This window comes from Methylobacterium tarhaniae (genome assembly GCF_001043955.1).
GTDB classification, from domain to species: domain Bacteria; phylum Pseudomonadota; class Alphaproteobacteria; order Rhizobiales; family Beijerinckiaceae; genus Methylobacterium; species Methylobacterium tarhaniae.
Map to the genome: position 1 here is coordinate 1 of NZ_LABZ01000250.1, position 25,652 is coordinate 25,652.

Annotated in this window: 20 protein-coding genes and 3 pseudogenes; 12 read left to right on the forward strand and 11 right to left on the reverse strand. The window is 66.8% G+C overall.

From position 1 onward, the window contains the following. The 5 genes and pseudogenes from VQ03_RS27335 to VQ03_RS27355 form a co-directional block, all read right to left on the reverse strand. A pseudogene (locus VQ03_RS27335) lies at nucleotides 1-603 on the reverse strand (serine protease); the annotation flags it as partial. Between the two features lie 21 nt (nucleotides 604-624). After that, entirely contained in the window at nucleotides 625-1,233 is a 609-nt protein-coding gene (locus tag VQ03_RS27340; RefSeq protein WP_245292211.1) for a tetratricopeptide repeat protein, read from the reverse strand. Nucleotides 1,234-1,444: 211 nt separating this feature from the next. Further along, nucleotides 1,445-2,620 (reverse strand): S1 family peptidase, encoded by a 1,176-nt coding sequence (locus VQ03_RS27345; protein ID WP_048454075.1) that lies wholly within the window; start codon nucleotides 2,618-2,620, stop codon nucleotides 1,445-1,447. Between the two features lie 34 nt (nucleotides 2,621-2,654). Next, entirely contained in the window at nucleotides 2,655-3,014 is a 360-nt protein-coding gene (locus tag VQ03_RS27350) for a hypothetical protein (RefSeq protein ID WP_157064287.1), read from the reverse strand. Nucleotides 3,015-4,387: 1,373 nt separating this feature from the next. After that, nucleotides 4,388-5,557: a PGN_0703 family putative restriction endonuclease gene (locus tag VQ03_RS27355; protein ID WP_245292212.1), complete on the reverse strand. Its 1,170-nt coding sequence runs from the start codon at nucleotides 5,555-5,557 to the stop codon at nucleotides 4,388-4,390. 715 nt (nucleotides 5,558-6,272) lie between these two features. Here VQ03_RS27355 and VQ03_RS27360 point away from each other — a divergent pair. Together VQ03_RS27360 and VQ03_RS27365 are read left to right on the forward strand one after the other, a co-directional pair. Beyond that, nucleotides 6,273-7,457 (forward strand): toll/interleukin-1 receptor domain-containing protein, encoded by a 1,185-nt coding sequence (locus VQ03_RS27360; protein ID WP_048454077.1) that lies wholly within the window; start codon nucleotides 6,273-6,275, stop codon nucleotides 7,455-7,457. Then, nucleotides 7,454-8,281 carry a hypothetical protein gene (locus VQ03_RS27365; RefSeq protein ID WP_048454078.1) on the forward strand — a complete coding sequence of 276 codons (828 nt, stop codon included), beginning with the start codon at nucleotides 7,454-7,456 and terminating at the stop codon, nucleotides 8,279-8,281. Before VQ03_RS27360 ends, VQ03_RS27365 begins: the two co-directional genes overlap by 4 nt. A gap of 553 nt (nucleotides 8,282-8,834) precedes the next feature. Here the strand turns inward: VQ03_RS27365 and VQ03_RS27370 are convergent. After that, nucleotides 8,835-10,046 (reverse strand): hypothetical protein, encoded by a 1,212-nt coding sequence (locus tag VQ03_RS27370; RefSeq protein ID WP_157064288.1) that lies wholly within the window; start codon nucleotides 10,044-10,046, stop codon nucleotides 8,835-8,837. Beyond that, a complete protein-coding gene (locus tag VQ03_RS31180) occupies nucleotides 9,970-11,346 on the reverse strand; it encodes a patatin-like phospholipase family protein (protein ID WP_208605566.1) in 1,377 nt (458 codons plus the stop codon). The genes VQ03_RS27370 and VQ03_RS31180 overlap by 77 nt, the downstream gene beginning before the upstream one ends. A gap of 224 nt (nucleotides 11,347-11,570) precedes the next feature. Between VQ03_RS31180 and VQ03_RS27380 the strand changes: the two genes are divergently transcribed. The 5 genes and pseudogenes from VQ03_RS27380 to VQ03_RS27395 all read left to right on the forward strand — a co-directional run bounded on the left by VQ03_RS27380 (nucleotide 11,571) and on the right by VQ03_RS27395 (nucleotide 15,408). After that, entirely contained in the window at nucleotides 11,571-12,059 is a 489-nt protein-coding gene (locus VQ03_RS27380) for a TIR domain-containing protein (RefSeq protein WP_048454079.1), read from the forward strand. A 6-nt stretch (nucleotides 12,060-12,065) separates the two neighbouring features. Further along, nucleotides 12,066-12,713 (forward strand): Nmad2 family putative nucleotide modification protein, encoded by a 648-nt coding sequence (locus tag VQ03_RS27385; RefSeq protein ID WP_048454080.1) that lies wholly within the window; start codon nucleotides 12,066-12,068, stop codon nucleotides 12,711-12,713. 528 nt (nucleotides 12,714-13,241) lie between these two features. Beyond that, a pseudogene (locus VQ03_RS27390) lies at nucleotides 13,242-13,590 on the forward strand (helix-turn-helix domain-containing protein); the annotation flags it as partial. Nucleotides 13,591-13,622: 32 nt separating this feature from the next. Beyond that, nucleotides 13,623-13,748: pseudogene (locus tag VQ03_RS35350) on the forward strand (helix-turn-helix domain-containing protein); the annotation flags it as partial. Nucleotides 13,749-13,956: 208 nt separating this feature from the next. Then, nucleotides 13,957-15,408 (forward strand): hypothetical protein, encoded by a 1,452-nt coding sequence (locus VQ03_RS27395; RefSeq protein WP_048454082.1) that lies wholly within the window; start codon nucleotides 13,957-13,959, stop codon nucleotides 15,406-15,408. Between the two features lie 382 nt (nucleotides 15,409-15,790). Here VQ03_RS27395 and VQ03_RS27400 read toward each other — a convergent pair whose 3' ends face one another. After that, nucleotides 15,791-16,387, reverse strand: a complete 597-nt coding sequence (locus VQ03_RS27400; RefSeq protein ID WP_048454092.1) for an Nmad2 family putative nucleotide modification protein — start codon at nucleotides 16,385-16,387, stop codon at nucleotides 15,791-15,793. A gap of 702 nt (nucleotides 16,388-17,089) precedes the next feature. Between VQ03_RS27400 and VQ03_RS27405 the strand changes: the two genes are divergently transcribed. The 5 genes from VQ03_RS27405 to VQ03_RS34025 all read left to right on the forward strand — a co-directional run bounded on the left by VQ03_RS27405 (nucleotide 17,090) and on the right by VQ03_RS34025 (nucleotide 23,181). Next, nucleotides 17,090-18,238 (forward strand): nucleoside triphosphate pyrophosphohydrolase family protein, encoded by a 1,149-nt coding sequence (locus VQ03_RS27405; RefSeq protein WP_048454093.1) that lies wholly within the window; start codon nucleotides 17,090-17,092, stop codon nucleotides 18,236-18,238. Then, complete coding sequence (locus VQ03_RS27410; protein WP_048454083.1) at nucleotides 18,235-18,903, forward strand: uracil-DNA glycosylase; 669 nt, start codon at nucleotides 18,235-18,237, stop codon at nucleotides 18,901-18,903. Before VQ03_RS27405 ends, VQ03_RS27410 begins: the two co-directional genes overlap by 4 nt. Nucleotides 18,904-19,057: 154 nt before the next feature. Then, entirely contained in the window at nucleotides 19,058-21,247 is a 2,190-nt protein-coding gene (locus VQ03_RS27415; protein ID WP_048454084.1) for a metallophosphoesterase, read from the forward strand. Nucleotides 21,248-21,419: 172 nt separating this feature from the next. Beyond that, complete coding sequence (locus VQ03_RS27420) at nucleotides 21,420-22,991, forward strand: class I SAM-dependent methyltransferase (RefSeq protein WP_053078758.1); 1,572 nt, start codon at nucleotides 21,420-21,422, stop codon at nucleotides 22,989-22,991. Nucleotides 22,992-23,034: 43 nt separating this feature from the next. Next, nucleotides 23,035-23,181, forward strand: a complete 147-nt coding sequence (locus tag VQ03_RS34025) for a hypothetical protein (protein ID WP_167376138.1) — start codon at nucleotides 23,035-23,037, stop codon at nucleotides 23,179-23,181. 490 nt (nucleotides 23,182-23,671) lie between these two features. Here the strand turns inward: VQ03_RS34025 and VQ03_RS27425 are convergent, their stop codons facing one another. From VQ03_RS27425 to VQ03_RS34030, 3 genes are all read right to left on the reverse strand, one after another. Next, complete coding sequence (locus tag VQ03_RS27425) at nucleotides 23,672-24,376, reverse strand: hypothetical protein (protein WP_048454085.1); 705 nt, start codon at nucleotides 24,374-24,376, stop codon at nucleotides 23,672-23,674. Further along, the gene (locus tag VQ03_RS27430) at nucleotides 24,373-24,723 is read right to left on the reverse strand and encodes a hypothetical protein (protein ID WP_245292214.1); all 351 of its coding nucleotides are present in this window, start codon (nucleotides 24,721-24,723) and stop codon (nucleotides 24,373-24,375) included. Before VQ03_RS27430 ends, VQ03_RS27425 begins: the two co-directional genes overlap by 4 nt. Before the next feature lie 145 nt (nucleotides 24,724-24,868). Beyond that, nucleotides 24,869-25,652: hypothetical protein (locus VQ03_RS34030; protein WP_167376139.1), on the reverse strand; the 784-nt coding region annotated here is incomplete at its 5' end.

Genomic DNA, 25,652 nt, shown 5'->3' on the forward strand with positions numbered 1-25,652 from the left:
GGTGAAGGTCCGCCGCGGCGGTCCGTGCGGCAGGGGGGGCGATGCCACCTCCGGTTCCGATGTGGCTGGCCGGGCGAACCGGGCCGCCCAATCCTCGCGGCCGACCGGCGGCACCGGCCAGTCGGGTCCGAGCGTGGCGGCGGCGTGGCGCAGACGGCCGTTCTCGTCAGCCGCGAGGCCCCGTGGCAGCAGGCCCCAGTCGATCAGGAGCGGCGCCTCGCCGACCGCCATGACCGCCTGCGGCGAGGCCAGATTGAGGCTGGCAGCGGGCAGCGGCCCGTCGGGGCCCCCCAGCAGGGGCTCCAACGCCGCGAGCGCGGCGCGCAGGCGCTCTTGCACCCGCCTCGCCTCGCCGGAGGTGAGTTCGGCGAGCGGGCGGATCGGGCCGTCGAGGCCGGTATACCAATCGACCCGCGCCGGGGCCGCGCCGTTGCTGCGTGAGACCACAGGCTCGGCGAACAGGGCCGCGAGCGCCGCGCCGCCGTACCGGCCAAGGAGGCCGCGCAGGCGCTCATGATCCTCGAGGACGGGACGATCGTCGATCCGGACGAGATCCAGACCGGCGAGCGTGCGGCTGGCGACAAAGCGCTGGGCGCCGGTCATCGGTGGGTCTCCGGCGCGGGATCAGTCACAGCGTGCCCCCGTCCCCGTACCGTCGATCTCCAGGCGGACGAGGGCTGCCCGGGCCTTGGCAGTACCGCGCTCGGCTGCCTTGGCGTACCAGGCCCGGGCGCCCTGCGCGTCCGCCATTCCGCCGATACCGTTGTCGAGGGCGGTGGCGTAGCAGTACATCCCTTCGGGAAAGCCGCTCTCCGCCGCGTCGCGGAACCACGCCCGCGCCTTGCCGTCGTTCTTCTCGAAGCGTCGGCCTTGGTGGTAGAGGATCCCGATATTGACCTTGGCGGCGGCGCTGCCGAGGTCGGCGGCCCGGCGATAGGCGAGATACGCGTCCTGGTTGGCGCCTTGCCGGTCGTAGGCGCGACCGAGCTGGAAATGCAGCCGGCGCAGGGCCGGCGCCTGCGCGATCGCCGCGCGGCAGGCCGGGATCGCCACCCCGGCCCGCAGGTCCCGGAACGCGACCGCCCGCTGCGTGTCCGGGGCATCCGTATCCCAAGGAGCGCTCGCGAGGTCGTCGCAGACCCGGACCGCGCCGTGATCTTGCGCTGACGCGGGATGGGCCGACGTCGCGACGACCAGTATTGCGAGAGCGGGACTGATGATCCGCGGCGACATATTTCCGACTATCATGCAAAAGTCACGCGCCCGAAGGGTCGGCGACCGAGACAGAGCTTTCTCGTAGGGGGTCGCGGGTTAACGCCCACACAACGTCGTGTCGTTGTGCCGTCATCGATGTGGATGATTTTTCGTGGCCCTTCGTGACTGTCGTTCCGATTCTCTCCACGCTTGATCCTGGTAAACACCCCGCTCCTGGCGCGGGCCAGCCTCACCGGCAGACGACCTGTACCGTGAAGTCCCGGGCCTTCTCGGCGAGCGCGGCGCCGTCGAGCGGATCGGCGCTGCGCACGGTGATCGGTGCCTCGACGCCGTTCGCCTCAAGGAAGTTGAGCGCGATCGTCGACTTGATGGCGAAGTTGACGTTTTGCGGCACGTCGCCGGACGCAAAGGCGACCTGCTTCGACTGTACCACCCCGATCACGTTGCCGTACTGGTCGAGGGCGGGGCCGCCGCTGTTGCCCTGCTGGACCGGCGCGGAGATCTGGATCTTGCGGGTGTCGTCGCCCGATCCCGCCATCGCCGTCACGTTGCCGATGGTGAAGTTACCGGTCGAGGCCAGGATGCTACTCTGCGGGTAGCCATAGACGTAGACGCTCTCGCCCAGCCGTGCCCGGATCGAGAGCGGTGGCACGGCCTTCTGCGGGAAGTCGGTGGCGAGCACTGCAAGGTCGTTCGCCGCGTCGCTGGCCACGAGCCGCGCTCGCAACGGGGACTGGCCGGGCTGGCGTACTGAGATGTCGGTGCACGATGCGACGACGTGGTGGTTGGTCAGCAGATGTCCGCGCTCGGAGACGTAGAAGCCTGTGCCGGCACTGACGGGACCGGCATCGGGCTTGCGCGATGCGTCGGGGCCGGGCGTCTCCTTGGCGGCGGTCACGACGTCCTTCTGGCAGCCCAGAACGGCGTCGAAGGCCTCGGTCGAGCCGACGAGGGAGAGGACGGCGATCTGCTTGCCCTGGAATCTCACCGCGATGCTGCCGGCCCGGGACAGGTCGGCGACGAAGCGCTCCTTGAGGCCGGACTGGAACAGGCCGCGGGCCTCGTCCCGCTCGAACCCCGTGAAGGTACCGTGCCACTTCTCGCGGCCGGCGAGGAAATGAAGCTCGTACTGGCCCCCGACCTCGAGCGAGCGCCATTTCGGGTTGGTGAGCGCGAGGTAGGACGAGCCCCGGGTTCCGCCGATACCGAACCACAGGGTAGTGCCGTCGCCGTAGCTGGCAGCAGCCAGACACCCGCCGAGGCCCTCGCTGTACCCGATCGACCAGCCCGCGACCTTGCCGAAGGTCTTGTCGACAGTCAGCCGTAGCGGGGCCGGCGAGGCCGCGGCGGGGAGGGCCGCGGCGCTGACGGACGCCACGAGGGCGAGAGCGATCGAGCGGAACATGCGCGAGAATCCGGCGTGCGGAGGGAGGGACGCGTCAGCGCGACTGATTGACGACGCTCACGCCGCTCCGCGACGACGCGAAGGGGTCGCTCGAGGCGCTCACCGGCTGCACCCGGGCCGGGCCGGCGGAGGGATAGGCCTGGCGCTGGCGGACAGCCCGCGGCGGAGCATGCCGCACGACCCGCACCACCCGGACCGTCCGCCGCGGTGCGTAGACGACGACCGGGCGCTGCCGCGCCGCCTGTGCGGCGATCGAGCCCGCGATAACGCCACCTAGGACGCCGCCGGCGAGGCCCCCGAACATCGCGCCGGCGCTCTGTGCCTGCGCGGGTGTGATCCCGGCCATGGCGAGCGCGCCCGCGATGCAGGCGACGACCAGACCTTGCTTTCTCATGGACATGCCCTTTTCGGACGAAGAACGGGAACGATTGCAACCCGTCACAAGCTTAATCTTGACCGCTAGCGCATGGAAAGGGGCGGCCCGAATTTTTTCACATTTCAGGTTGCTCAGTGTCGCTTACGGTCAACGGAAAGCTGCATGGGGGCGACCGAAGCCCGTATCGCCGAGAGGTCCGGCTGCCGATGGACGTGCGCCGGCTTCGGCGCTGGTTGATCGAGTCTTGTCTCTGCGTGTATTGTTGGTAATTGCGCATCATTTGCTTGCATAGAAGGTCGTACCATTTGGAGCAGCGCACTCTGCTCGGTGCTAATTATGCCTGATTGTGTTGATTGCTTTGGCATGGGCGAGCTACAGGTCGTTGGGTGCGCCCGAGGCGGCATGTTGGCAGAAGTTGCGTGGTCAGACGTGCCAAGTTTCAGACACTTGGCAGGGCGTGGATCGGCGCGTTTTCGTCGATGTGCCCCCTCGGGTGGTCGCGGTGCCGCGTGCGCCGCTCCCGGCTAGCTCAAGCCATCGATTGCGTGCGTTCCGCGATGCAGCGATGGTAGGTGTTGGCGAGGGCTGTGAGCGTGTCCGTTAGGTCGGCTGGCCACCAGGGTTCATGAACGAGGTGGAGGGACATGCAGATGCGGGTTGCGATGGATCGCCCTGGATGAAGGAGCGGCGTCAGAGCCACGGTCAGCGCAAAGGCGGGAGTTCTAGTATCTCCGTGAGTGCGTCCGTCACCCTCTGTTGCGGCTGTTAGCTCCCAGTACGATCGGCGTTGCGCTCGAAGAGGTCGACGTTCGCTGGTGCCTGTTTCTTGGCAGCAGAAGGTGACCGCGCCTCGACCTTGAGTGCCGAAGTTGAGGTCGATCGCGACCGGGTGTCGGCTCTCGCCCTCCGGTGTGCGCATGGACAGAAATGCGGCCTCGAGCGCGTGTGCGAGCGCGTGCGGTGTGACGTCGACTCGGCGGCTAGTGGTGAGCGAGCTGACGAAGGGGGTCGGGTTGGGGTGGTGCGTGAACATCGTGTGGCGCCCGGTGAGTGGGACGCCGCACCAGTGCTGCGGGGCGAATTCGTAGAGGTGCCAGAGAAGTGGTGCCTGCTGTTGGCAGGCACGGAAGTGCGGACTCGGTAATTAGTGCCTGCCGCCGACGCTGATGCGGCGTTGTCGATCGACAGATTGTATTTTAGACTACGTCGGTCGGCTTGGATATAGGCTGCCTTTGCAGGATTGGCGTCTGGCTATCAAGGGTCTTCGTTTTGGTAGGCGGGATGTGTTTGTCCTCGGCGTTGCAGGGAGCGCGTTGGGTCCGGGCTCAGCGGCTGGTTCGCCGTCGGGCCCGGATGGCATTGTGTTGATGAAGTGCTGGCCGTTGGCGCGATCAGGCGGCCTTACGGCTGGGCGACGCCGCCGTACGGAGCCGATGGGCGGCGTCGGTGTCGAGTGCCGTCATGCCCTCAGCTGGCTTCTGCGTCGCGGCTGCTGCGGCGAGGTCGAGTTCGCCGTCGACGAGCCAGAAGTCGGTGTAACGTCGATGAAGGGCGCGGGCGTGGTCTGGGAGGCCGGCAGTCGCTAGGGCCGCGAACGCGTGCTCCAGCGTCGTGGGCACGAACGGTACTGTGCCCGTCTGGGGATCCGCGAGTTGGCGCCGGTAGGTCGCTGCCGCGGCGTGTGCGGACTGGTTGTGGGTGGGGGCGATGAAGACCAGGGTCGCTGTGTCCGCGAGGCCGGCTGTGAGCATCGCGCTCGCGAGGCAGTGCTGGCGGAAAAATTGCTGACAGGCGCCGCCGGTCAGTGTCGGCGTGTCCGGGTCCACGAACAAGCCCGGGGTGGCGTGCGCAATCTGCGTGTGCCGCGGGTGGGGTGGGGGCGCGGGCTCGTGGCCGGGCTCGCTGTACTTGATCTCGATGCAGATCAGGCCGCGTGCGCCGGTCGCGTTCCGGCCGCGCAGGATGACGTCGTAGGCGGTGCGGTCGGCGGTGAAGCGCGGGTCGCCGCGGCCCGGGCTGTGCTCGAACAGCACGTCGGTGACCTCCGTCAGTGTCCCCGGCAGGAACTCTGTGACGAAGCGGGTGGCGAGCCGCGGGTCGCGGGCGAGCGGGCCGAACAGGTTGAAGGCTAGCGGCTGGGAGGACAGCAGGTTGGTCTTGAGACGGTCTATGTCGTAGGCCGCGCCCGGCTCACGGTAGGCGAGCGCGCGGGTGACGACCGGGACGATGTCGGGATGAAGGAAGTTGGCGCCGAGCGCGCCGGCTGCGGTCGAGATGCGTGAGCCGAGGCGCCGGGGGCGGTGCGGCTCGCGGCGGTTGACCTGGGTGCCCATCGCGAGACCGCGGTCCTCGCGCCAGAGTGCTTGCATGAAGCGGGCGGCGGCCTTGAAGCGGTGGTCGGCGGGCACGAAGACGTGATGGCGGCGGCGGGTGGCCTCGGGGATGAGGGGCACGCGGTCGATTGGGCCGAGGCCAGACCGGTCGAGGACGGCCCAAGTGGCGGCTGCGAGGGGGTTGGGGTCGTTGGCGGTGGTGGGCGGCAGCGGGGCGGTGATGTTCATCGGGATGGTCCTGGGTCACGGCCGCGGTGGTGCGGCTGGATCAGGGTTCCCGGACGGGGCAGCGAGATGAACGACGAATGAGATGGCGCGAGGTGTGGCGAAGGTGCGTTGCGCGTCAGTCGGGAGACCGAAATGTCGAGGAGGATGGCAATAGTCGACTGCAGTGTTTCGAGTCAGCTGGGCAGGACGTATGTGGAGCTACCGTCGGCTGGGTCGTCCAACGAGAGGTAGTGTGGGTAGATGTAGTGGTGTCTCGAAGTAGGTGGGTAGGGGTAGGTCGTACACGACCCATGCCGGCAGGGGGTAGTCTACTCCTCTTGGTCTGGCTGATGTTTTCGCAAAGATAGTGAGTCCGACGGTCTGAGTGCACGCGGTGTGGTGCGTCAAAGCGCCGTCACTCAAACACTACTTCCGAAATGCGCCATCCTCGCGCACAGATTTAGCGTCCACGCTCGGCTTGACGAACGGTGACCGTGCGACCGTCGGACGTCCGTCGCGGACCGCGGCGGAATGGATCTTGGTTTCGTCGAAAAAGTGGCCGTGAGCTTCAGCCGCCTCGACCCGCTGTCGTCGATGCCGCTTTGCCGGCCAGTGTGGAACCATGCGACCGGTCCGACCTTGCCCTCCACTCAGCGCACGTGCGTAGTGGGTCTGAACCCGGCTGGCCCGGGCTTGCCGGCGCGCACCTTGGTTGCGCACCGCGGGAGGCGCGTACATGGCCGATTCGACCCGTCCGTTCCTGGTACTCTACATCCTTTGGCATCCTGGCTTCGGGGACGGGACCGCCATAGCGGATGCCTTGCGCGAGCATTTCCGCCGAAAGCTCTACGAGAACGTGGCGGGGGGCACCGGCCTGAGCGTGATCTATCGGTTCGCCGCCGCGCCAGGCTCTCCGGCGCCCTTGCCGATCGATCTCGCTGAGGCCGAGACGACGGCGGTCGTCGTCCTTGGCGACGCCAACCTGGCGGGCGACGCGCACTGGACCGCGTACGTGCGCGAATTGGTCGAGCGGACGGAGGCATCGGGGCTCGGCACGCGGGTCTTCCCCGTCGCGGTCGATCTCGCGGCGCTCGAAGACCTAGGACTGGCGGAACAGGCCTTCCGATGGGATCTCTGGCCCGGTGACCTCGCCGATCGTCGGCGGCGGCTGGTCGCCGAACTCACCTACGAGTTCTGCCGGATGCTGCGCCACTACCTGGAACATCTCAAGCGACCGGCCGAGGAGGATGCCGCGCTCGAGGCATACCTCAAGAAGGTGCGCATCTTCCTCAGTCATTCCAAGCACGACGGCGACGGCGAGCAAATCGCGCATGCGATCCGCGACCGCCTCCACGGAGGCCATGGGCTGTCCAGCTTCTTCGACGTGCACGACATCCCTGCCGGCCTGCGATTTCAGAAGGTTCTCTTGCAGCAGGTTCGCGTTAGCGCCATGGTCGCGATCCACACCGACTCCTACTCCTCCCGCGAGTGGTGCCGGCGGGAAGTGATCGAGGCCAAGCGCTGTAACATTCCGTTGGTAGTCGCCAACAGCATCAGCGACCTTGACGAGCGCGGCTTTCCCTACATGGGCAACGTTCCCGTTGTGCGCCTCAATCCAAATGAGGCCGACCGCATCGATTTTGTGGTCGGTCGGCTGCTCGATGAGGTATTGAAGGACTTCCTTTGGCGCTGCCGTGTGGAGCTGGCGCGCGACACCGGCGGGCGGAACGTGGTGTTCGTGCCTCGCCCCCCTGAATTGATATCGCTCGCAAGCCTACCCCCGGCGACCGACGTGCCAGACCCGATCATCGTCTACCCGGATCCTCCGTTGAGCGTCGAGGAGGAGCGCCTGTTCGCGGATGTTGCGCCCCGGGTTCAGCTGCGTAGCCTGACCGAGTGGCTGGCGGGAGCGGTGCGATGAGCTACCAGGAAGTGCTAGGACGGCAGGCGGTCGCGATCTCCACCTCGGAGAGCCCGGACATGCCGGCCCTCGGGCTCAGCGACGAGCACCTGCGGGACGCGATGGCCGAGATCGCGCGCCACCTGCTCGCGCTCGGCGCGCGGCTCGTCTACGGTGGAGACTTACGGCAGCACGGCTTCAGCGAGTTGCTGTTCGAGCTCGTGGCGCGGCACCGGCGCGACGCAGGCAACGGCGACGAGACGACCGGGGTGACGAATTACCTCGCATGGCCCGTCCACATCCTGCAGTCCGCGAGCGCCCTGGAGAGCGCCGTAGCCGACCTGGACGGATCGGCCGAGCTCGTGTGCCTGGACCTCGACGGCACGCGGCTGTCCATGGCCGAACGACACCGTCTTGCCTCGCGGCAACCCACCGAAGACGAGTGGGCTAACGGGCTCACCGGCATGCGCCGGACCATGCTGGCCGAAACGAACGCCCGCGTCGTCCTGGGAGGCCGCGTGGACCGCTACAAGGGAACGATGCCCGGCATCGGCGAGGAGGCGTTGATCTCCCTGCGTGACGGCCAACCTCTGTTTCTGATGGGGGGCTTCGGCGGGTGCGCCCGGGACATCGCCGAGACTATCGGCTTGGTGGCTCCCTGGGCGGCGCCGCGCCCCGCCTGGGCGGGTCGGACGGCGTTTGGTTCCTTCACGGCCGCTAGCCTCAACAATGGGCTGACCGGCGAGGAAAACGCGATCCTAGCCCGTACGCCCCATGTCGACCAGGCCGTCACGCTGATCCTGCGCGGGCTGGTGCGTGTCGCGGGCGCGGCTTCGAACCCGTAGCGCGGATCCTAGATGTCCTACCTGACCGAAAGCGAGGTCCTCACCCGCGCGGGACGCGTGATGCGGAGCACCCGGAAAAATTCCGGTCGCGTTCTCACGGAAGACAGAGCTTCAGTGGCAGAGACGTTCGACGTCTTCCTCAGCCATTCGTCGGCGGAGCCCGAGGAAATCCTGCTTAGCGTCAACGCACTGCTTGAGGATTGGAGTCTCTCCATCTACGTCGACAAGTACAGCGATCCGCACCTGTCGCCGGCCGACGAGACGCGAGAGACGGCCGAGATCCTCAAGCGCCGCATGCGGAGCTCCAACACGCTGCTCTACGTCCACGGCCAGTACGCGACGGGCTCGCGCTGGATGCCGTGGGAACTCGGGTTCTTCGACGGCCTCAAGGGCGCGGTCGGCGTGGTACAGGTGACGCGCCGCCACGAGGAGGGCTTCAAGGGCGCAGAGAACCTCAATCGTTATCCATACCCAGGGCCTCGATGGCCGATCCGCTACCGCACGCGGCGAAGCGGCGCGCAGCGGCGGGGCCGGGAGCGGGCTGCACTGCGCATCAGAGCAGGCTGCGACCGAGAGCCTTCATCCATTCCGCCAAGTCCAGGCGGGACGACCTTCCCATTGGCCCAACGATCGCCGGCAGAAATAGCTTATCCCCGATGTGCTCCCCCAGTGAGCGATAGGCCTCGAACTGCGCCTCCGTAAAGAATTGGTCGGATGTCGGGTGATGCGGGAAGGCCGGTTCGTCGAATCTGTATCTACGAATGAACTCCCCCTCGTTCCCGGTCAGAGACAGCTTCAAATACACGAGGTAGCCCGTCTCGAAGCTGCCCGGCCGCTCTGGGTCCGGGTAGCGGATGCGGCACAGGCGGAAGTGCGATCGAGTGAAACCGTCGCCCCCGAGCCGCAGGTCGTCGAGATCGGCCTCGATGACGATGCCAAAGTCGATGTAGGCGAGGCGTTGGAGGTTGGTGAGGGCGTGGAACGTCATCGCGGGATCGTTCTCGCCGTCTACCGCGAGAATGTAGCTGCATCGCCGCCGCAACAGCTCGTAGACGCCCAGGTTCTCGATGTGCCCGCCGTCCGAGACGTGGAGGTATTCGAGACTCTCGTTGGCCGTCGCGGTGAACTCCCGCAGGAGGAACGGCAGCCGCGGTCCCGCGAAGCGGGAGCGGTCTGGACGCTTTCCTCCCTCGCCGGTGTGAGGGCTCGGCCGTCGTAGCCATATTCCGAGCCGCACGTTGAGGAGCGTGAGCCAGAAGCTCCCGAGCCTGTTCGTGCGCAAGCCCATCTGAGGCGATGCCGCGGCGCCGGAGAGCGCCATCGCGGCGGCGAGGTCGAGTTCTGGGTTCTCCTTCTCCCAGTCTGCGGTCGGGCGGTGTCCGACGAGGGCCGAACCGATGGAAACGGGAGTCAGTGAGAAAACGTCCGAGAGCCTTCCCCTCATCGCCGGGCTCTTCGAGCCGGGGACGTTTAGCGCGCAGTTGAGGATAGGGAACAAGGTCCTCTCGGGCCTGACGGCGCTAAGCTTGAGGGGTGGTGAGACGCCGCCCTCCGCGTCCAAGAGGAACGCGGCCGACAACTTCGCGCGATAGTAGGGGTGGAGGGTCGTTCGATTGACGTCCAAGACGACCGCCAGCGCCGCCGCCACGAAGGCGGCGGCGATGAGCCACCAGGCTCCGGTTGCCATGTCAGTCTTCGAGAATAGGCGCTCGAGCACCGTTTCGGCTGCGAGGACGAGGCTTACCGTGAGCGCGGTGCCGACCAACGGCCGCGTGCGCGCGAAGGCTGTCCAGAGTGCCGCGCTGACCGCAGTCGCCGAAACCGCGCAGACGCCGGCCCAAAATTAGGGACTTATCGCTGAGACCGCCCGGCAGCCGCGCCGCCGCCGCATCAGAGGCCTCGTGGACCAGCCCGAGGACGTACCAGGCGGGAGGCACGACAAACAGCCCCCCGAGGAGGATGTGTTTCCAGCCTGGATTAGTGCCGACCTTGTCGAGGCTCTTGCCCGCGCAGGCCAAGACGACGACGGCGAGCAGCGGTGCCCCGATCGCAAACGCCGCGCTCGACACTGAGCCGATCACGAGCCGCCTGGCAGAGGCGTCGGCATATGCGAAGACGGCAACGGCGAGGAGGAGGAGAACCAGGTTCACGAAGAGCCCGTGGACCTGCCTCATGGCTACGAAGACCCTCTCGAGGAACGAGCCGGCGAGGAAGCGGGCTCGCTGGCGAAGGGTCCTGAGGATCTCGGATTCGCCCTCGGCGCGCCGGAACGGGCGCTCAGAGGGGCGCAAGCCGAGGTCCGGGGCGGGTGCGGCGCCGAGAAGCTGGGTGAGGAAGGAGCTCGTATATCCTCCGCCTGAAACTGACGAGAGATAGTCGAATTGCTGGAGGAGATCGCGACGGGCGAGGGCCGCCAGCACCCCCATCGAGAACGTCGCGCTACGGATGCCACCGCCGGACAGTGCAATTCCTGACGCCCATCCCCTATCTGCCAGTCCGTAATGTGTCCGGCGCGCTCGTACGGCACGCGCCTCCGCCAGCGCGAGAGCCTCGAAACTCGATCGAGCGACCTCGTGGCCGGCGGGGCGCCAGGTCACCGGCGCGGCCAGCTCGGCTTCGATCTCCGCGGTAGTGCCGACGGGGTCATTCGCGCGGTAGCCGGCCGAGCCCAGGACGAGGCGCAAGGCGGCATCCAGGCGGCGGAGGCTGCGTTGCACGTGCTCCAGCTCCTCGCGGAACTCGTCGCTCGTATCAATAGCCTGCAATCCTCCTTCCACGCTCCTGGGATGCCATTTCGACGCGAAGGGCCTGACCTCCGCGTTCATCACCTCCCAGACCAGGATTTCGACCGTGGCGGAGCCCGGGTTCGCTTCGACGACCTCCCGTGCCTTCTCGAAGAGTTTGTGGAGGCTGCGTAAGGCGGCCGCCTCGATGCCGCGCCCGTAGCCGAGACGTTGCGTCGAGACCCTCGAGATCAATTGCACGTGGAACGCGTGTGCCGCCCTCCGATCAGCGTCGCCAATCTTCCATTCGCGATGCCCATGGTCGGCCCAGAAGCCCGGCATGAGACCGTCCTCGCCCAGGACCGCCGGCAGGACGTCCTTCCAAAGCCGACCCGGCTCCGAAGCCTGCATCGTAGGAGTGTTCACCGATTTGGGATCCAAGGGGACGAGGAGATCTTCGGCCGGCGTTTCGCTCGCTGAGGTAGTGGCGGATGGCCGTTGCGACTACCATATACCGCGTTCACTCCACGCGCGAGCCTCTGCTGGCGCGACGACGGATGAGTCTGATGGCCTCTCGACGTCACGTCTTCATAAGTCATCATCACGCCGACGACGGTCATGTCGACAAGCTGACGGCAGTGCTCGCTCGCCGAGGCTACGAGATCAGGAACAGCTCGATTCGAGCTAAGCCCGCGAACCAACGTCGCCTCGACGAGGGACGGGTGAGCGATGGGACTATAGAGCGGCTCCTGCGTATGAAGATGTCCTGGGCCTCGACGGTGATCGTGCTCATCGGGAAGCGGACGCACGAGCGTCGGTGGGTCGATTGGGAGATTAAGCTCGCGAATCGTCTTGGCAAGCGCATCGTCGGGGTCTACGCGCGCGGTGGGACGGAAGCGGACATTCCACCCGCCCTCAAGAAGTACGGTGACGCGATCAAGAACTGGAACGCGGAGTCTGTCATCTCGGCGATCGAGGGAGCGGACAGCTCATTTGAGGCTCCGGACGGCTCGCCCGCACCTCCGCTACACGCCGGGACCACCTCGCGCTGTTGAGTTGCGATGGCTAAGGTCTACATCTACGTGGTCGCGCGAGACTTCGGTTTCGCGCCGAACCCCTTCCATGGCGTTTGCACATTGGCCACCTGCAAGCCGGACATTCGACGGGTTGCCCGCGAGGGAGATTGGGTAGTTGGCATGGGCGGGATCGCGTTGAACGCGGTCGGCCGCTGCGTCTTCGCCATGCAGGTCACGACCTCGCTTACGTTCGAAGAGTATTGGACGGACCCCGAGTACAGGCGCAAAAGGCCCGTACGAAATGGCAGTCTAAGAGCCATGGTGGGCGACAACATCTATCATCGCGACGACGACGGCGGCTGGATTCAAGAAGACTCTCATCACAGCCGTCCGGATGGCACACCCGACCCGCAGAACATGAAGACCGATACGTCAGGGAAGCGTGTCCTGCTATCGCGAAGGTTTCTTTATTTCGGGAGAGAGGCGCCACTCGTTCCGGCGGAGTTTTTGGCAGAGGCGGGTTACCGGAACATAAGGCGCCACCGGACTTTCGAACTTGAGCAGTGCGCGGGACTGATCGGGTGGCTGACCAGACAGTTCGCGGCCGATTTCAATCAGGTTCTGGCGGACCCCTGCCAATTCGACGAGGGCAGCGCCCGCTATTCCGGCGAGCGCGGAAGGATCCTTCGGTAGGCGGCGGCGCGGGTTGAGCACGACGAGCGGTGTCGCAGGTCGCTGCCGGAATGGGCAAAGGCGGACGACTGCCTCGACGAGCTTGGGTCACCCTTGATGCCGCGCGTCGGCGAAGGCGGTGGACCCAAAATCGCGTGCTTTTCGATCGAGGGGTTCGTCCCCGCGACGGACGTGCCGCAAGTCAATCCCGCGCCTTCGCGGGCAAGCGACACTCGGCGACGTTGGCACGGCGGCGCGCGCAGAACTCGGGACAGCGGCGTCCAATTTCGCCGGCTGCCCGAGACACCGAGGGCGGCTGGGCGGCCGCGGAGGCGCCGAACGCGCCCGTGAAGGGCGAGCCTCCGCGTCACAACGCCGCCCAGCTCCCTTTGGCGCGACGTTCTGAATGTTCGTACCACCACATCCAAGACGCGAGACGGTCGACGCGTTCGTTGGCCCCTTCTAATACCAGCGAGCGCTGATGGTGACTCACGGGGTTTTGGATAGGCGACGGATCTGATTTGATGCGGTGAACCGGAGGGTTTTGCCGTGTCCGCAGCCGTGCCGCTTCGCGAGGACTTCAACGCTGACGCTCTGCGCCGTCTGGCCAAGGCGAGCCGGGATGCCTGGCAGAGCCGGCGTCTTCTGGCGCTGGCTGCGATCTACGATGGCGGCAACCGCACGGACGCGGCCCGGATCGGGGCGGTGGGCCTGCAGACCGTGCGCGATTGGGTATTAGCCTTCAACGCCGATGGTCCCGCGGGCCTGATCGACGGCCAGGCACCGGGGCAGCGGCCCAAGCTGAGCGATGACCAGCGCCGGGCGCTGGCCGCGATCGTCGAGCGCGGTCCCGACCCGGATCGGGACGGCATCGTGCGCTGGCGGCGCACGGATCTGGCCGCTTGGCTCTACACCCGCTTCCGCGTCAGCCTGGACGAGACCACGGTCGGGCGCGAGTTGAGAAAGCTCGGCTTTGCCAAGCTCTCCGACAGACCCCGGCACTATGCCCAGGATCCGGCCGCGCTGGCGGCCTTTAAAAAAGCCTGCCCGCCGCGGTGAGGGCGATCCACGCCACCCGGACGCGTGCAGAATCTCAGCCTTCACGGCTCTAGTCTAGCCTGTAGGCGGGAGGGGTGGCGATGCGGTAGAGAAAATCGAAAAGCGACGCCTGAAGATCGACGCCACAACAATCACGGGCATCGACGCTTGGATATAATTCGTTCCTGTGCTGTATTTCAGACCTAGCTTGGTCGGGGCACGATCGATGGCAAAGTTGGAGGGCGAGGCGGTTGAGATTGCCGAGTCCCTTTCGCTCGAAATTGCGGGACAGCGGCGGGTCATCGCCGCGGCGTCCAAGTGCATCGCCGATTGGCGGAGCGAACCGGAACCGCGTTTTCCGCTGCGCCTGCTGTTCGCTGGGCCGACGTCCGTAGGCAAGGAGCTCCTTGCCGTGAGCATCGCTAAGACAATGTTCTCCTCGCGGATCGTCAAACATTCCTGTGTTGGATACGATGGTCCGCTACGCCTTAACCGCGATCTCAGAACGGCGGGCCCGGAACCGCTCGTCCTCTTCCTCAAGCTGTTTGATTACGCTGAGCATAATCTGGAAGCGGTCGAGTTCCTGCTCGCCACGGGCGGGATTTTGCTCGGCAACGGATACTCAAGAGCGTTTCCGGGTTCGCTCGTAATACTCAGCGCGTCGCACGCTTTTTCCGAGACACTCGCGGAAGCGGAACGGGCCGCGCCCGGCGGCTGGAGCCGGGCGCTAGCGGCGAAGTTTCCTAATGTCGCCGCCGCGCTCGATGCCGCGATACAGTTCGAAGCACTCAGTCTCGACGACCGTGCAGAAATTGTCAGGCGAGAAGCGGACGGCCTGGCCAAGCGCATTGACGTCGCTATTGCCGTGAGCGACGCCGCGGCTCTGGTCCTGGCAGCGCAGGACAACGCGCGCAATCTCGACTCCGAGCTCCGTCTGCAGGTTGGCCGCCTCTTTCGTGATCAGAAGCTCGTCGGAGCGCTTCGTACGACAGGCAAGACGCTGCTGCTTGATTACGCATATGGGTGCTTCAGCTGGCTGGCCGCTGAGGGCGGCGACACGGAGAGCAAGCGCGTGTCGATGCCAATTTCTGAACTGGGCCCACCTCTGCTCAGCGCCACATCCAGGCCGCGCGACTTCCCAGCCCTGAGCTGGCAAACGGAATGGAAATTTGATGCCTTCATCAGCTACAAGATTTCCAAGCATCTACCAACCGCGCGTGCCCTGCGCGACGATCTTGCGCGCCTTGGTTACACGGTTTGGCTCGACGAGGATCAGATCGGCGGACCCGACGATCCCTGGCGAAAGAAGACAAGGGAGCAACTTATCAAGCATCTGATGAATGGGGTCGGCTGCAGCCGCTGCACCATCGTCTTTGAAACAGTTCTGGAAGCCGTTTTGCTGCCGCCTGGCTGCTCGCCCTCCGAGCCCCGTCTCGCGGAGAGCGTCATGCGCACCGGCGAAGGTGTCCTCGTCGCATGGAACTGGCAGAAGCTTGAAATCGACTCGTCCTCGCGCACGATCGTCATTCACGAGGGAAGCCGCGGTCTCACGGTAAGCGATGGCACCCAGGACATTACGGCTTCGCTCTTCATGGGCAGTAACATCGCTGCGATCGGTTTGACTGCCGCGATTTGCAAAGCGATTGACCGTTTCCGCAACGGCAGCCGGGCTCTGTGAGGTGGCAATCAGCGCCGCCGTTGGCGAAGAGCGTCCGATGTTCACTGACCCGCACGCTATTTCGACCGGACACGCTGGCGTAGCGGACCATCTTCAGCGACGCTCACCTTCGGACGCCAAGTACGATGAGAAGCTACGGTAGGGTGAGTCGGACTACGCCGCGCCTTGCGCCAGCATACTCCGCCGATGGAGGCGCCGGCATCGCCCCGGGCTGGACTGTGACGGCGAGTTAGGCTCAGCCTGGACCGGGCTGGTAGCCACCATAACACGAACGGTGCCCGTCGACCGAATTACGATCCCCATTCAGGGCCTGGGTCACCGCGATGATTGCCTTCGAGCTCGCGTCAAGCCACAGATGCTGCGGGCTCATCCCATGTCCATGTCAGCCGGGCCAGTTAGCTGGGCGTCCAAGGAATCCGCGACCAGGAATTCCGCGCGCCCAAGCGACGAAAGCCGCTCTTAACTCGGGCGAGAATCGGTTGTTGCTGTGCCCTTGCGTGCCGTGCGGTATCCCTCGCAACTCCGGAGGTAGGATCGGGCCCTCGCCGCCCCAGTAGGCATACTCAGATCCGATCAAAACGTTTTCGGTGGATCCCGTGTCGGTCTTGAGGTTGCTCGGGTGGACGATTCCCCCCGGCATGCTGTGGAACGAGTCGGACTGCGCGTACGTGCCGTCGGGGAGTTTCCGGTAGATGTTGTCGCCATAGATCTGCATGCGGCTGCCGGCCAGGACGGGCCGTTTCCGCAGGAAGCGCGGATCTCTCCAGTAGGCGTCAAACGTTATAATCTCGTCGACCCGCATCCAGTAGACGACCCGGTCGACCAAACCGTTGGGGACCGAGCCGGTGCCGACTACGTAGTCACCCAACTGCGCATGTTTGCGAATTAGGGGCTTGCAGTTCGCCAGCGTGCACACGCGATAAAACGGGTTGGGGGCGAACCCGAGGTCGTGATCCACGACGTATGAGTGGAGCCGCACGGTCGCCTCAACACTTATGCCGTTTGACCTGGCGCCCCGGACGAGGCTGATCGTCCGGTAACGACCACATTGGACGGGCGTTTGGCTGCGAGACAGCATCGCGTACTCGGCCCGGGTCCCAGATGGTGGTATCTCCGCCATAATCCTCGAACGGCCGGGGAAGCCTTCCTTCGGGCGTCCCGGGCGGCCAGATACCGATTACGTGGCAACCCCGAGCAGCTGCCCTCCGCATGGCCGCCTCAATGCTACCGTCCTCCAAGGACTCGGGGGACAGGACGACGATGCCCGCGTCCTCCTCGCAGGGGGGCGTCACGGAATTTTCTGACGGACGACTCGCCTCCGTCAGCCCCTCGGCCACTTCCTGCGTATCTTCGTCCACCGGGTCGAGCGGGCCGCATTCAGCCTCGGCGTCTGACGGGGGATCGTCCTCAAGAACCTCAAACCCGGCTTCGACCAGCAACTTTAGCAGGGCGTCGTGAATGGCGTCGTCGACTGGGCCGATCACACGGACCTTAGGCATGGATTACGTCTCCACAGGCGTCGCTGGTTCCGCTCGCGACACGCCCGAGACGAAATGGTAGTTCGTGAACGAAACGGCAAGTGCGGTGGACGCTTTGGTACTGACCGCCCCGGTGTATGCCGTCGTCGGAGGTGTCCCCGGTGGGCACGACGATGATCCGGGGTCTATGGAGGGTTTGCATCATGGACCCGGAGCACCTCGGCCTCGACGAGTATCAGTCGCGGGCGATCCGCACCGATAGGACCAGAAGCAGCAGCGGCCTCGACCTCGCCGTGCTCGGCCTGTTCGGCGAGACCGGCAGCCTACTGAGCGAGACCAAGAAGAAGCAGCGCGATGCACGTTCCTACCTCGGCTATGAGGAGAGCGTCGTCGAGGAGATGGGCGACGTGCTCTGGTACCTGGCGGCGGTTGCCGGCCACGCCGGCTTGCGCTTGTCCGAGATCGCAGGTCGACGAGCCGCCGAGGGAGCCGCTTCCACGTTCGCGGCTCTGCAGCCGCAGCGTGCATTGCCGCTGGTAGTGCCGACTGCAGCGTTCGAACGCACGCTGCTCCGCTTGGCTGGGGATGTCGGGCGTCTCGCCGCGATGGCGGGTCGGGGCGATCTCGCGGCGGACCCGACCTTGCCAAAACTCCTCGAAGCGGTATTCGACTCCTTGGCTTCAGCAGCCGACGAGGCGGGCGTCACGCTGGTGGAAGCCGCAGTCCGCAATCTCGCGAAGGCCGAAGACCGCTGGCCGACCGAGCGTACAGTCCCACCGCTGTTCGACGACACTTTCCCGCCGGAGGAGCGCCTGCCGCGTTCACTGACCGTCGACATCTTCGAACGGACGGGCGGCAACGACAGGCGATACGTCGTTCAGAGATGCAATGGCATCTTTATTGGAGACCGCCTGACCGACAACATTATGAAGCCGGATGACTACCGCTTCCATGATGCTTTCCATTATGCGTACGCGGCTGTCCTGGGTTGGTCACCAGTGACACGGGCCTTGTTCCGACTCAAAAGGAAGAGCGAGGTGCGCGTCGACGAGGGCGAGGACGGTGCCCGGGCTATCCTGATCGAGGAGGGAGTGGCAACCTTCGTGTTCGGGGAGGCCAAACGGTTGGACTTTTTTGAGGGGCAGCGCCCGGGCGACTTGGGCTTCGGATTCCTCCGGTCTGTCCGGCAGTTCGTCCGCGGTTACGAAGTTGAGTCCCGACCGCTTTGGCTCTGGGAGGAGGCCATCCTCGCCGGTAACGAAGCCTTCCGTTTCCTGCGCGAGAAGCGGCGTGGGCGCTTGCAACTCGACCTCCTCGGCCGCAGGATGTCCGTTGAGGAACTTCCAGAATGACACCTGACGCATTCATCGACGACTTGGCCGGACTCCGTTTCCCAGGCACCTTCAATCCTTACGCCGAGTCCTGTCCGGAATTCGATGCGGACGATGCGCCCCGTATCCGCAGGGAGAACTTGCGTCTCGTCTTGGAGGCGGCTGCCGCGGCGGGGGTGGATTCTATCTGGGTGGCGCGCGACCTCGGATACCGCGGCGGGCGCCGCACGGGTCTGGCGCTGACCGACGAAGCGCACCTCTCGGCGCACGCCGGCCTCTACGGCAGCCTGCCTCTGGTGCGAGCTACTCGCGGCCCGGCGATGGCCGAGCGCACCGCTAAAGCCGTCTGGCAAGTGCTGCGCTCCGTTGGACGGCCCGTGTTTCTGTGGAACGTCTTCCCCCTCCATCCGCATGGAGCCGAAGGGCCGATGTCGAACCGATGCCACAACCGGGCGGAAAGGCTGGCGTCCCGCCACTACCTCGACTGGCTCGTCGCGGAATTGCGTCCCCGGACAGTAGTGGCCATAGGCAATGACGCAGCGGCCGCGCTATCGGATCTCGACGTGTCCGCCTTCCGGGTCCGCCACCCGAGCTACGGGGGGCAAGGCGAGTTCCTGGCGCGCATGCGCGAACTGTACGCTCTACCCGTGCCCGACAGGTGTGGGGCTCAAGCCACCCTCGTCTAAGCCCGCCCGCGGCGTAGAGCGGACGCACGCGCCTCGTCCCTGGACGCCGGAGCGCGATCGTGGATGATCTGGCCTGCCTGCGGGGCGGGGAGGCCGCGGCCGCGCACCAGTACCCCGGTGCGTGGAGACCCCAGACCCATCGGCTGTGCCAACTATGTCAGACGCCACATTCCTGCACCTGACCGACGCGCACCTCACCGGCGCTGGCACACCGTTGAAGATGGACGACATAGGGGTGGACGTCCCAGGGATCTCGCACGAGACGCGCGAGGAAGCCCTCGACTTGATGCTGGCGCGCCTGGCGGATCGGCTCGCCCGCGACGGGCTGGGCCTTGCGGGGGTCCTGTTCTCGGGTGACGCCCAGGATCGTGGGATGCCGGGCGGGCACGAGCGCACTCTCGAGATGATCCTCCACCGCCTTGGCCCATGCGGGATCACATCGGCCAACGTGGTGGCGACCCCGGGCAACCACGATGTGCCGCGGGGAACGGATCCGGGCTCGCCCGAGCGGTACGCTCCCTTTCGGGACGTGTGGCAGGCCGCCGGTTGCATTGTCCCCTGGCTCGACGGCATCGACCGCCTACCCCCGTCCGCAGACGCGCACCGGCTGATGGCGCCCGATGGACGCTGGGCGGTCTACCCGCTTAACACAAGCAACTGGTCCCACGTGACCGCGGTGCTCCCGGAACCTTTGCGCTCCGCCTGGGAGCGCATCCCTACGGTGATGTCCGGGGGCGACACGCTCAGCGAGGGGAAGCTACGGTCGCAGCTGGAAGCCCTCGTTCGCTACGACATGACGCGCGTGTCCCGGCAGCAGCTTGAAGCACTGCGGGCCGTCATCGCGACCACGCCGCAACCGGACGAGGGTCCGCAACTGCGCATGGTGCTGATGCATCACCACCTGCGTCCTCCCAGCCTGCGCGAGCAGGTGAGGCCCTTCGCGGAAATGTCAAACACGGAGCAGGTCAGAGCGTTCTTCAGAGACAACTGCGTCTCCGTCGCCGCGCACGGGCACAAGCACGAGCGGTCGATCCGCTTTGAGCCTCTGGAGGACCAGGAGGGTCGCGCCGCCGGACGGGTCCTCGTTATCTCTGGCGGGACGTTCTCAGCGACGGAGCAGTCTGAGGCCGCGCGCTTGGTGACGCTCGGAGGGCTGCCACACGTTCCAACCGTATCGGTCGAGTCCCTCCCGTTGACGCGCGGCGGCGTCGATCCCGTCCGGTCGCCGCCGCTGGCCGTAAGGCTTTGGACAGACGAACGCCGCGACTATGCGCCCGTCTCCGTCTCGCCTGGTTCCCCGGTCGTCGTGGCCGGCAACGACCTCGACGAGGTATACGAGCGCGCGTGCGCGGCCGCGGCGTCGATCGTCCCGCGCGGAACGCTCGTTGTGCACCTAGACCTCCCGCCCGGCGGGCCGCGGCGACTGCTCCCTAAGCGCTATGTCCTTCCAGCAGACTTGGACGAGGAGGGGCGTCAGGAGTGGATGAGCGAGCTCGCCGGCTGGTGGCAGATGGGCCGGTCGCGGCTGGAACACCGGATCCCCTATCGCCACGGCGCGCGCCTACGGCGATTTGGGGGCAAGATTGACCAGGTCTCCCGCATCGTGAGGCTGCTCAGCCGTGGCGCGAGCACGCGGGCGCTTGCAGTGCTCGTTGATCCGTTCCGCGACTTCACCGATGACGGGAGCGGCGAGGAGATCCCCTCCTTCTGCCTGGTCGAGTTCATGCTCCGCGAGGGTGCCCCGAACGGAGCGTGGATCGACGCAGTCGCCTTCTACCGCGCGCAAGAGTTTGCCCGCTGGTGGCCCGTCAACGTGGCCGAGCTGCGCCTCCTGCAGGACGAGGTCGCGATGGCGGTCGGCGGCACGCCGGGTCGTATCACCACGATAGCGCCCGACGCGCGAACGGTGTCCAGGTCGCCGACTCAGGTCGCCATGCCGATCGTCGATCGCTGGTTAGACACCTCGCCGGAGACGATCCACGTGCTGGCCAACGCCATCGTTGGGCGGACCGCTTGTGGAGACGCTCAGGCGAGGGCCATGCTTGGATGGACGCGAGCCCTGGCGGAAATGAGGGCGGCGACTCTCGAATACGATCCCGACGGCGTCCCGACTGCCGTCGAGGGCCTGTACACGCTCGCCTCCTACGTGGAGGCCGCCGCCGCCTCCGACGATCGGAGTGCGCTGGCCTTCGCTCGAGGCCTGCGCGACTTGGCGGCTGCCAACGAGTCGTTCGAGGGCGCGGGGACGACGCCAGAGACTTTCCGCCGTTGGTCGGCCTCGGCTCGGAGGTTCGTTGACGACCTCTCTGTGCTGACCAGCGAGCGGTTGCCCACGCCAGGGTAATGGCTGTTGGACCGAGCTGGTGCAGCCGCCAGATCCGTGCAGGATAGTCTCATTGCAAGAGTGGCTCCTGCTGATCTGACCGGCTGGCATTCTTGATGACACGCCGTGTTGACGCAGAACGCTTTGATCTCCCCGCCGCCGATCCGGTCGGCGATCCTTCTACAGCGGCCGCATGAGTGTCGTCGACGAGACCATCGCCGCCTACGATCACGGGGCCGCCGCGTTCGCGGCTCGCTATGAAGCCCTAAGTGCTGAGGTATTGTGGAGGCGGGTTCGGGATCTGCTGCCGACCGGTGTGGGGCGCCTCGCCCTCGATGTCGGGGCAGGCTCGGGCCGTGATGCGGCGTGGCTGGTCGGCCTGGGCTTCGAGGTCGTGGCCGCCGAACCCGCCGCCGGGATGCGTGCGGAGGGCAGGCGGCTGCACCCTGGGCTCCGCTGGGTCGACGATCGATTGCCCGCGCTGACCGCGGTGCATCGGCTGGGTCTGAGCTACGACCTCGTGCTGCTCTCGGGCGTGTGGATGCACCTGACCCCGGCCGAGCGCCCGTGTGCCTTCCGTAAGCTGGCCACGCTGCTCACACCCGGCGGCGTGCTCCTCTTGACCCTGCGGGGTGGTCCCGGTGAGCCCGAGCGCGCGATGTACCCGACCTCGCTCGGGGAGATCGAGGCGCTGGCGAGGGAACACGGTCTCGCCGTCCTACGTGCCCTCGACGAACCAGACCGTCTCGGCAGGGCCGGCGTCGTGTGGACGAGCGTGGTGCTGCGCCTGCCCGACGACGGCAGTCTCGGCCTGCCGCTGATCCGCGGTATCGTGCTCAACGACGAGAAGTCCTCGACCTACAAGCTCGGACTCCTGCGCGCGGTCGCGAAGATTGCCGACGCCGCGCCCTCGCTCGCCGTGCCGGCAGCAGACGGGAGCGACCGGGTGCTCGTGCCAACGGGCTGCGTCGCCTTGAACTGGCTGCGCACCTATCTGCCGCTTGTCGCCGCCGGTCTGCCGCAGACGCCGGGCAACTCTGGGCCGGACGGTCTCGGGTTCGCCGGAAAGGGCTTCCGCGCGCTGCTGGCGCTCGGGGTCATGGCAGGGGATCTGCGTCTCGGCATGCGCTTCGCGGGTCCGCGGGCCGAAGCCCTCATCGCCGCGCTCGGTGAGGCGCGGCGCACAATTCTGGCGATGCCGGCGCGTTACACGACCTACCCGAACGCGGGCGGTCCCGTGTTCGAGGGGATGGGGCGACCGGTACGCGTGACCGGTCCGGTAACACTCACGCCTGAGACACTGACAGCCTGGGGCTACGTGTCGGTGCCGGGCACCCTGTGGCGCACGCTGCTGCGGCTCGGCGCTTGGGTTGAGCCGGTGCTGGTGGCTGAGTGCGCGCGGCTGATCCGGGGCTACGCGGTGCGTATGGGCCGCGCGTGTGAGCCCGGCGCGGTCGAGGCGCGCCTCGTCTGGCAGGAGCCGGCACGCGACACCGGATTGGCTCGCCTCGTCGCCGGGCGGCTTGCCGAGGCGGGGACGCCGCCAGTCTGCGTGTGGTCCGGTATGCCGCTGCGCCTCGACGTACTCGACATCGATCACGCTCTGCCGTGGTCGGCTTGGCCGTGCGGCGACCTCTGGAACTTGTTCCCGTCCTCGCGCCGGGTTGAACCAGCACGAGAAGCGCGATCGGCTGCCGTCGGCGCTGGCGCTGGCCCGGGCGCGCGAGCCAATCCTGGCATGGTGGCATACGGCCTGGGACGCTGAACCAGGACTGGCAGAGCGGTTCTGGGCCGAGGCGCGGGCGGCGTTGCCGATCGGGGCGGACGCGTCGTTCGATGCCGCGTTCGCGGGACTCGAATGGCGCCGGTTGCGCGTCAGCCAGGATCAGCAGGCACCGGAATGGGCGGGCGTGCGCGGCCCGGCACCACGGCATGACGAGGCGGCGATCGGATGAACTGCGCCCGTCGTCGCGCCGATGGTAGTGGGGCGGATGTCCGGTTGATGAGCGTCTCCGGAGGCATCGACCTGTAGGGCTGAGCTGGAGGTCGTTGGCCGCCGTCGAGGCCGCATGTAGGCGGAACCAGCCCATCGAGACATGCCAAGTTTCAAACACTTGGCGTGGCCGAGATTGGTGGAAAATCGGCGATGGTCCGGGTCTGGTGGGCGGTGTCGAGGTCAGCCTGACGTGGAACTCAGATGCAGCAGGCAGTAGGGCATAGTGGAAGGGGTGCCGGGGTCGGGGGGCACTCGTCCACCCTGCCAAGGGTGCGCCGGCGTCCGCCGGCGGGCGCGCCGTAGGTGGTGGGGGCCTGCCGGGCTACCTCGTCTGCCGGCGGCTGGGGTGATTTTCGGTGTGATGTAGTGGTCGTGACAGCCGCGAGGCAGCCGTTGACCCGGTCGCCTTTCGCAGCGATGCGGGGCCGCGGCTTGTCAGGCGACCGCGCTCAGCGGTTATCGCGGTCCGCGGCCACCGCCCGTTGCAGACGCCAGACCGGCACGCGGTTCGGGTCGAGGCGGGCGCGCCGTTCGTCCATGAACCGGCTGAACGAGAACGTCGTCGAGAGGACCGCGTCGCCGATTGCCAGCCGCAGGCGCCGCTGGCCGCTCTCCTCTAATTCGTCCGTCTCGCGCAGCAGACGCTGAACGCGGTAGAGGTCGACGGCGCCGCCCGCAATCAGCGCGGCGGCATCCACCGCATGGTCGATCGCCTCGTTTCGGCACCACAGCCAGAGCAGGTGCTCCGCGCTCGCCAGCCGCGCCGGCACGTCGAACCACGGGCGGATAATCGCCTCCGCCAGCAGCGCCGCCTCGGTCGCGCAGCTACAGGATCGCAGCGTCAGACCGATGGACCGCCGGCACAGGTGCGGGGCCATGTGTGCCGCGAACCGGCCACGTGTCGCCCGCACGAGTTCGGCGGCGCGCTCGCCCCCATCAGCATCGAGGTCTGCAACGATCTCGATCTCACCCACGAACCGCGCCTGCTCGTGCAGTGTCAGCGCAATGCGCCCGACCACGGCGTAGCTGAGACCAGCCGCATCGAGACCCCCGATGATGTCGCGAAAGATCGCCGGTAGCATGCCGGGTGTTGGGTTGTTGAGGTCGTTGCCGTCGAACAGTAGTGCCTCGATCTCGGCCGAGCTGGCAGTCATGTGAACTGCCCTCCGTCCCGGGTCCGATAGTGCGCGTCTGAACGCACCGTGTGTCGCTCGCCGGCGAGGCCGAAAAGCCGGAGGATGTTGGTGACCGTCTCCGGCCGTTGCAGGTGCCGGTCGGCGTAGAGGGTGAAAAGCGCCGGTTCGCGCATGTAGACCACCCGCCCGCGCGGGAACGCCGCGTACTCGTGATTCACGATGGTCGGCGGCAGGCCACGGCGGCGCAGCGCCGTGGCTCCGAGCTTGCGCCATGCTTCCCAGACCTCGTGGTGCCCGCGCGGGTGGGTGAGGCAGTCGCCGTAGATCTCCGCTTCGGCCATGGGCGTGCGGTCGGTAACCAGCACGGTGCGTCCGCCGTCCGGCACGCCCCAGAAGATGCCAACGCTCGGTAAGGTGGCTCCCGTGTTGTCAGGGTGCTCCAGTCGGCATCCACCTGCTGGTTGCATTGCCTAGCTTCTCCAGCTGTTGAGTCGTTAGGGCACGGGTAGTTTACCGGACGTGCGGGCGGATCTCGTCCGCGCTGCAGGTGTCGCGGCAGACGATCTTCAGGACCTCGAGCGTCTCCGGCTTGACGACGTAGTCCAGCGTCGCGCCGTCCGCGCGCTCCCAGCGGCCGACGCAGTAGTCGGCGTAGCAGGCGCGGATCTCGGGGTACTTGCGGCAGAAGTCGCGCGCGCAGACCTCGTCCTTCGCGCGCGGGAGGGGCTTCGCCTTCGCGCCCAGAAGCTCCTGACGGCGCTCGTCGTAGTCCGCCGGGTAGGCCTGGCCCTCGTAGTACTCACCTGTGCGCAGCGGGGGCAGGACGTAGTGCGGCTGCGCCGGGTCCGGGGTGCCGGGCTTCGCCGCGACGTCGTTCGGACGCTCGCACAGGACCAGCTTCTCGGCGTGGGGCTCGCCGCCGATGAAGCGCGTCGTGTAGGTCAGCGTCTTCGGGCCGGTGCGGGTCGCCGTCGCCGTCGTCTCGAAGCTCAGCGGGCCGTCGGCGCCGAAGTCGCAGACGAGCGCGAGCGCGACGCTCGCGCGGTGCGGGGTCGCGCGCTTGACGCGGCAGCTCAGGTTCTCCGCTGCGCGGCCGTCCGTGACCTGCTCGTTCTCCGGGATGATCGTGACGCGCTGGTCCAGGTGCGGACAGCCCTTCGCCGCGGCGGCCCAGGTGCCGGCGATCTGCGTCAGTGGGGCGGACATCTCGGGCGCGCGTGCGGCGGCCGGCGGCCCGCCCGCCAGGAACAGGGCGGCCGTCAGCACGGGGGCGGCGTAGTAACGGGGGCGGGGG

Excerpts from the sequence above, each read along its gene's own strand:
- VQ03_RS27360 (WP_048454077.1), top strand. The coding sequence starts at position 6,273 with ATGGCCGATTCGACCCGTCCGTTCCTGGTACTCTACATCCTTTGGCAT.
- VQ03_RS31180 (WP_208605566.1), bottom strand. The coding sequence starts at position 11,346 with ATGCCGGGCTTCTGGGCCGACCATGGGCATCGCGAATGGAAGATTGGC.
- VQ03_RS27405 (WP_048454093.1), top strand. The coding sequence starts at position 17,090 with ATGGACCCGGAGCACCTCGGCCTCGACGAGTATCAGTCGCGGGCGATC.
- VQ03_RS27345 (WP_048454075.1), bottom strand. The coding sequence starts at position 2,620 with ATGTTCCGCTCGATCGCTCTCGCCCTCGTGGCGTCCGTCAGCGCCGCG.
- VQ03_RS27365 (WP_048454078.1), top strand. The coding sequence starts at position 7,454 with ATGAGCTACCAGGAAGTGCTAGGACGGCAGGCGGTCGCGATCTCCACC.
- VQ03_RS27420 (WP_053078758.1), top strand. The coding sequence starts at position 21,420 with ATGAGTGTCGTCGACGAGACCATCGCCGCCTACGATCACGGGGCCGCC.
- VQ03_RS27355 (WP_245292212.1), bottom strand. The coding sequence starts at position 5,557 with ATGAACATCACCGCCCCGCTGCCGCCCACCACCGCCAACGACCCCAAC.
- VQ03_RS27415 (WP_048454084.1), top strand. The coding sequence starts at position 19,058 with ATGTCAGACGCCACATTCCTGCACCTGACCGACGCGCACCTCACCGGC.
- VQ03_RS27380 (WP_048454079.1), top strand. The coding sequence starts at position 11,571 with ATGGCCTCTCGACGTCACGTCTTCATAAGTCATCATCACGCCGACGAC.
- VQ03_RS27395 (WP_048454082.1), top strand. The coding sequence starts at position 13,957 with ATGGCAAAGTTGGAGGGCGAGGCGGTTGAGATTGCCGAGTCCCTTTCG.
- VQ03_RS27410 (WP_048454083.1), top strand. The coding sequence starts at position 18,235 with ATGACACCTGACGCATTCATCGACGACTTGGCCGGACTCCGTTTCCCA.
- VQ03_RS27425 (WP_048454085.1), bottom strand. The coding sequence starts at position 24,376 with ATGACTGCCAGCTCGGCCGAGATCGAGGCACTACTGTTCGACGGCAAC.
- VQ03_RS27340 (WP_245292211.1), bottom strand. The coding sequence starts at position 1,233 with ATGTCGCCGCGGATCATCAGTCCCGCTCTCGCAATACTGGTCGTCGCG.
- VQ03_RS27350 (WP_157064287.1), bottom strand. The coding sequence starts at position 3,014 with ATGAGAAAGCAAGGTCTGGTCGTCGCCTGCATCGCGGGCGCGCTCGCC.
- VQ03_RS27385 (WP_048454080.1), top strand. The coding sequence starts at position 12,066 with ATGGCTAAGGTCTACATCTACGTGGTCGCGCGAGACTTCGGTTTCGCG.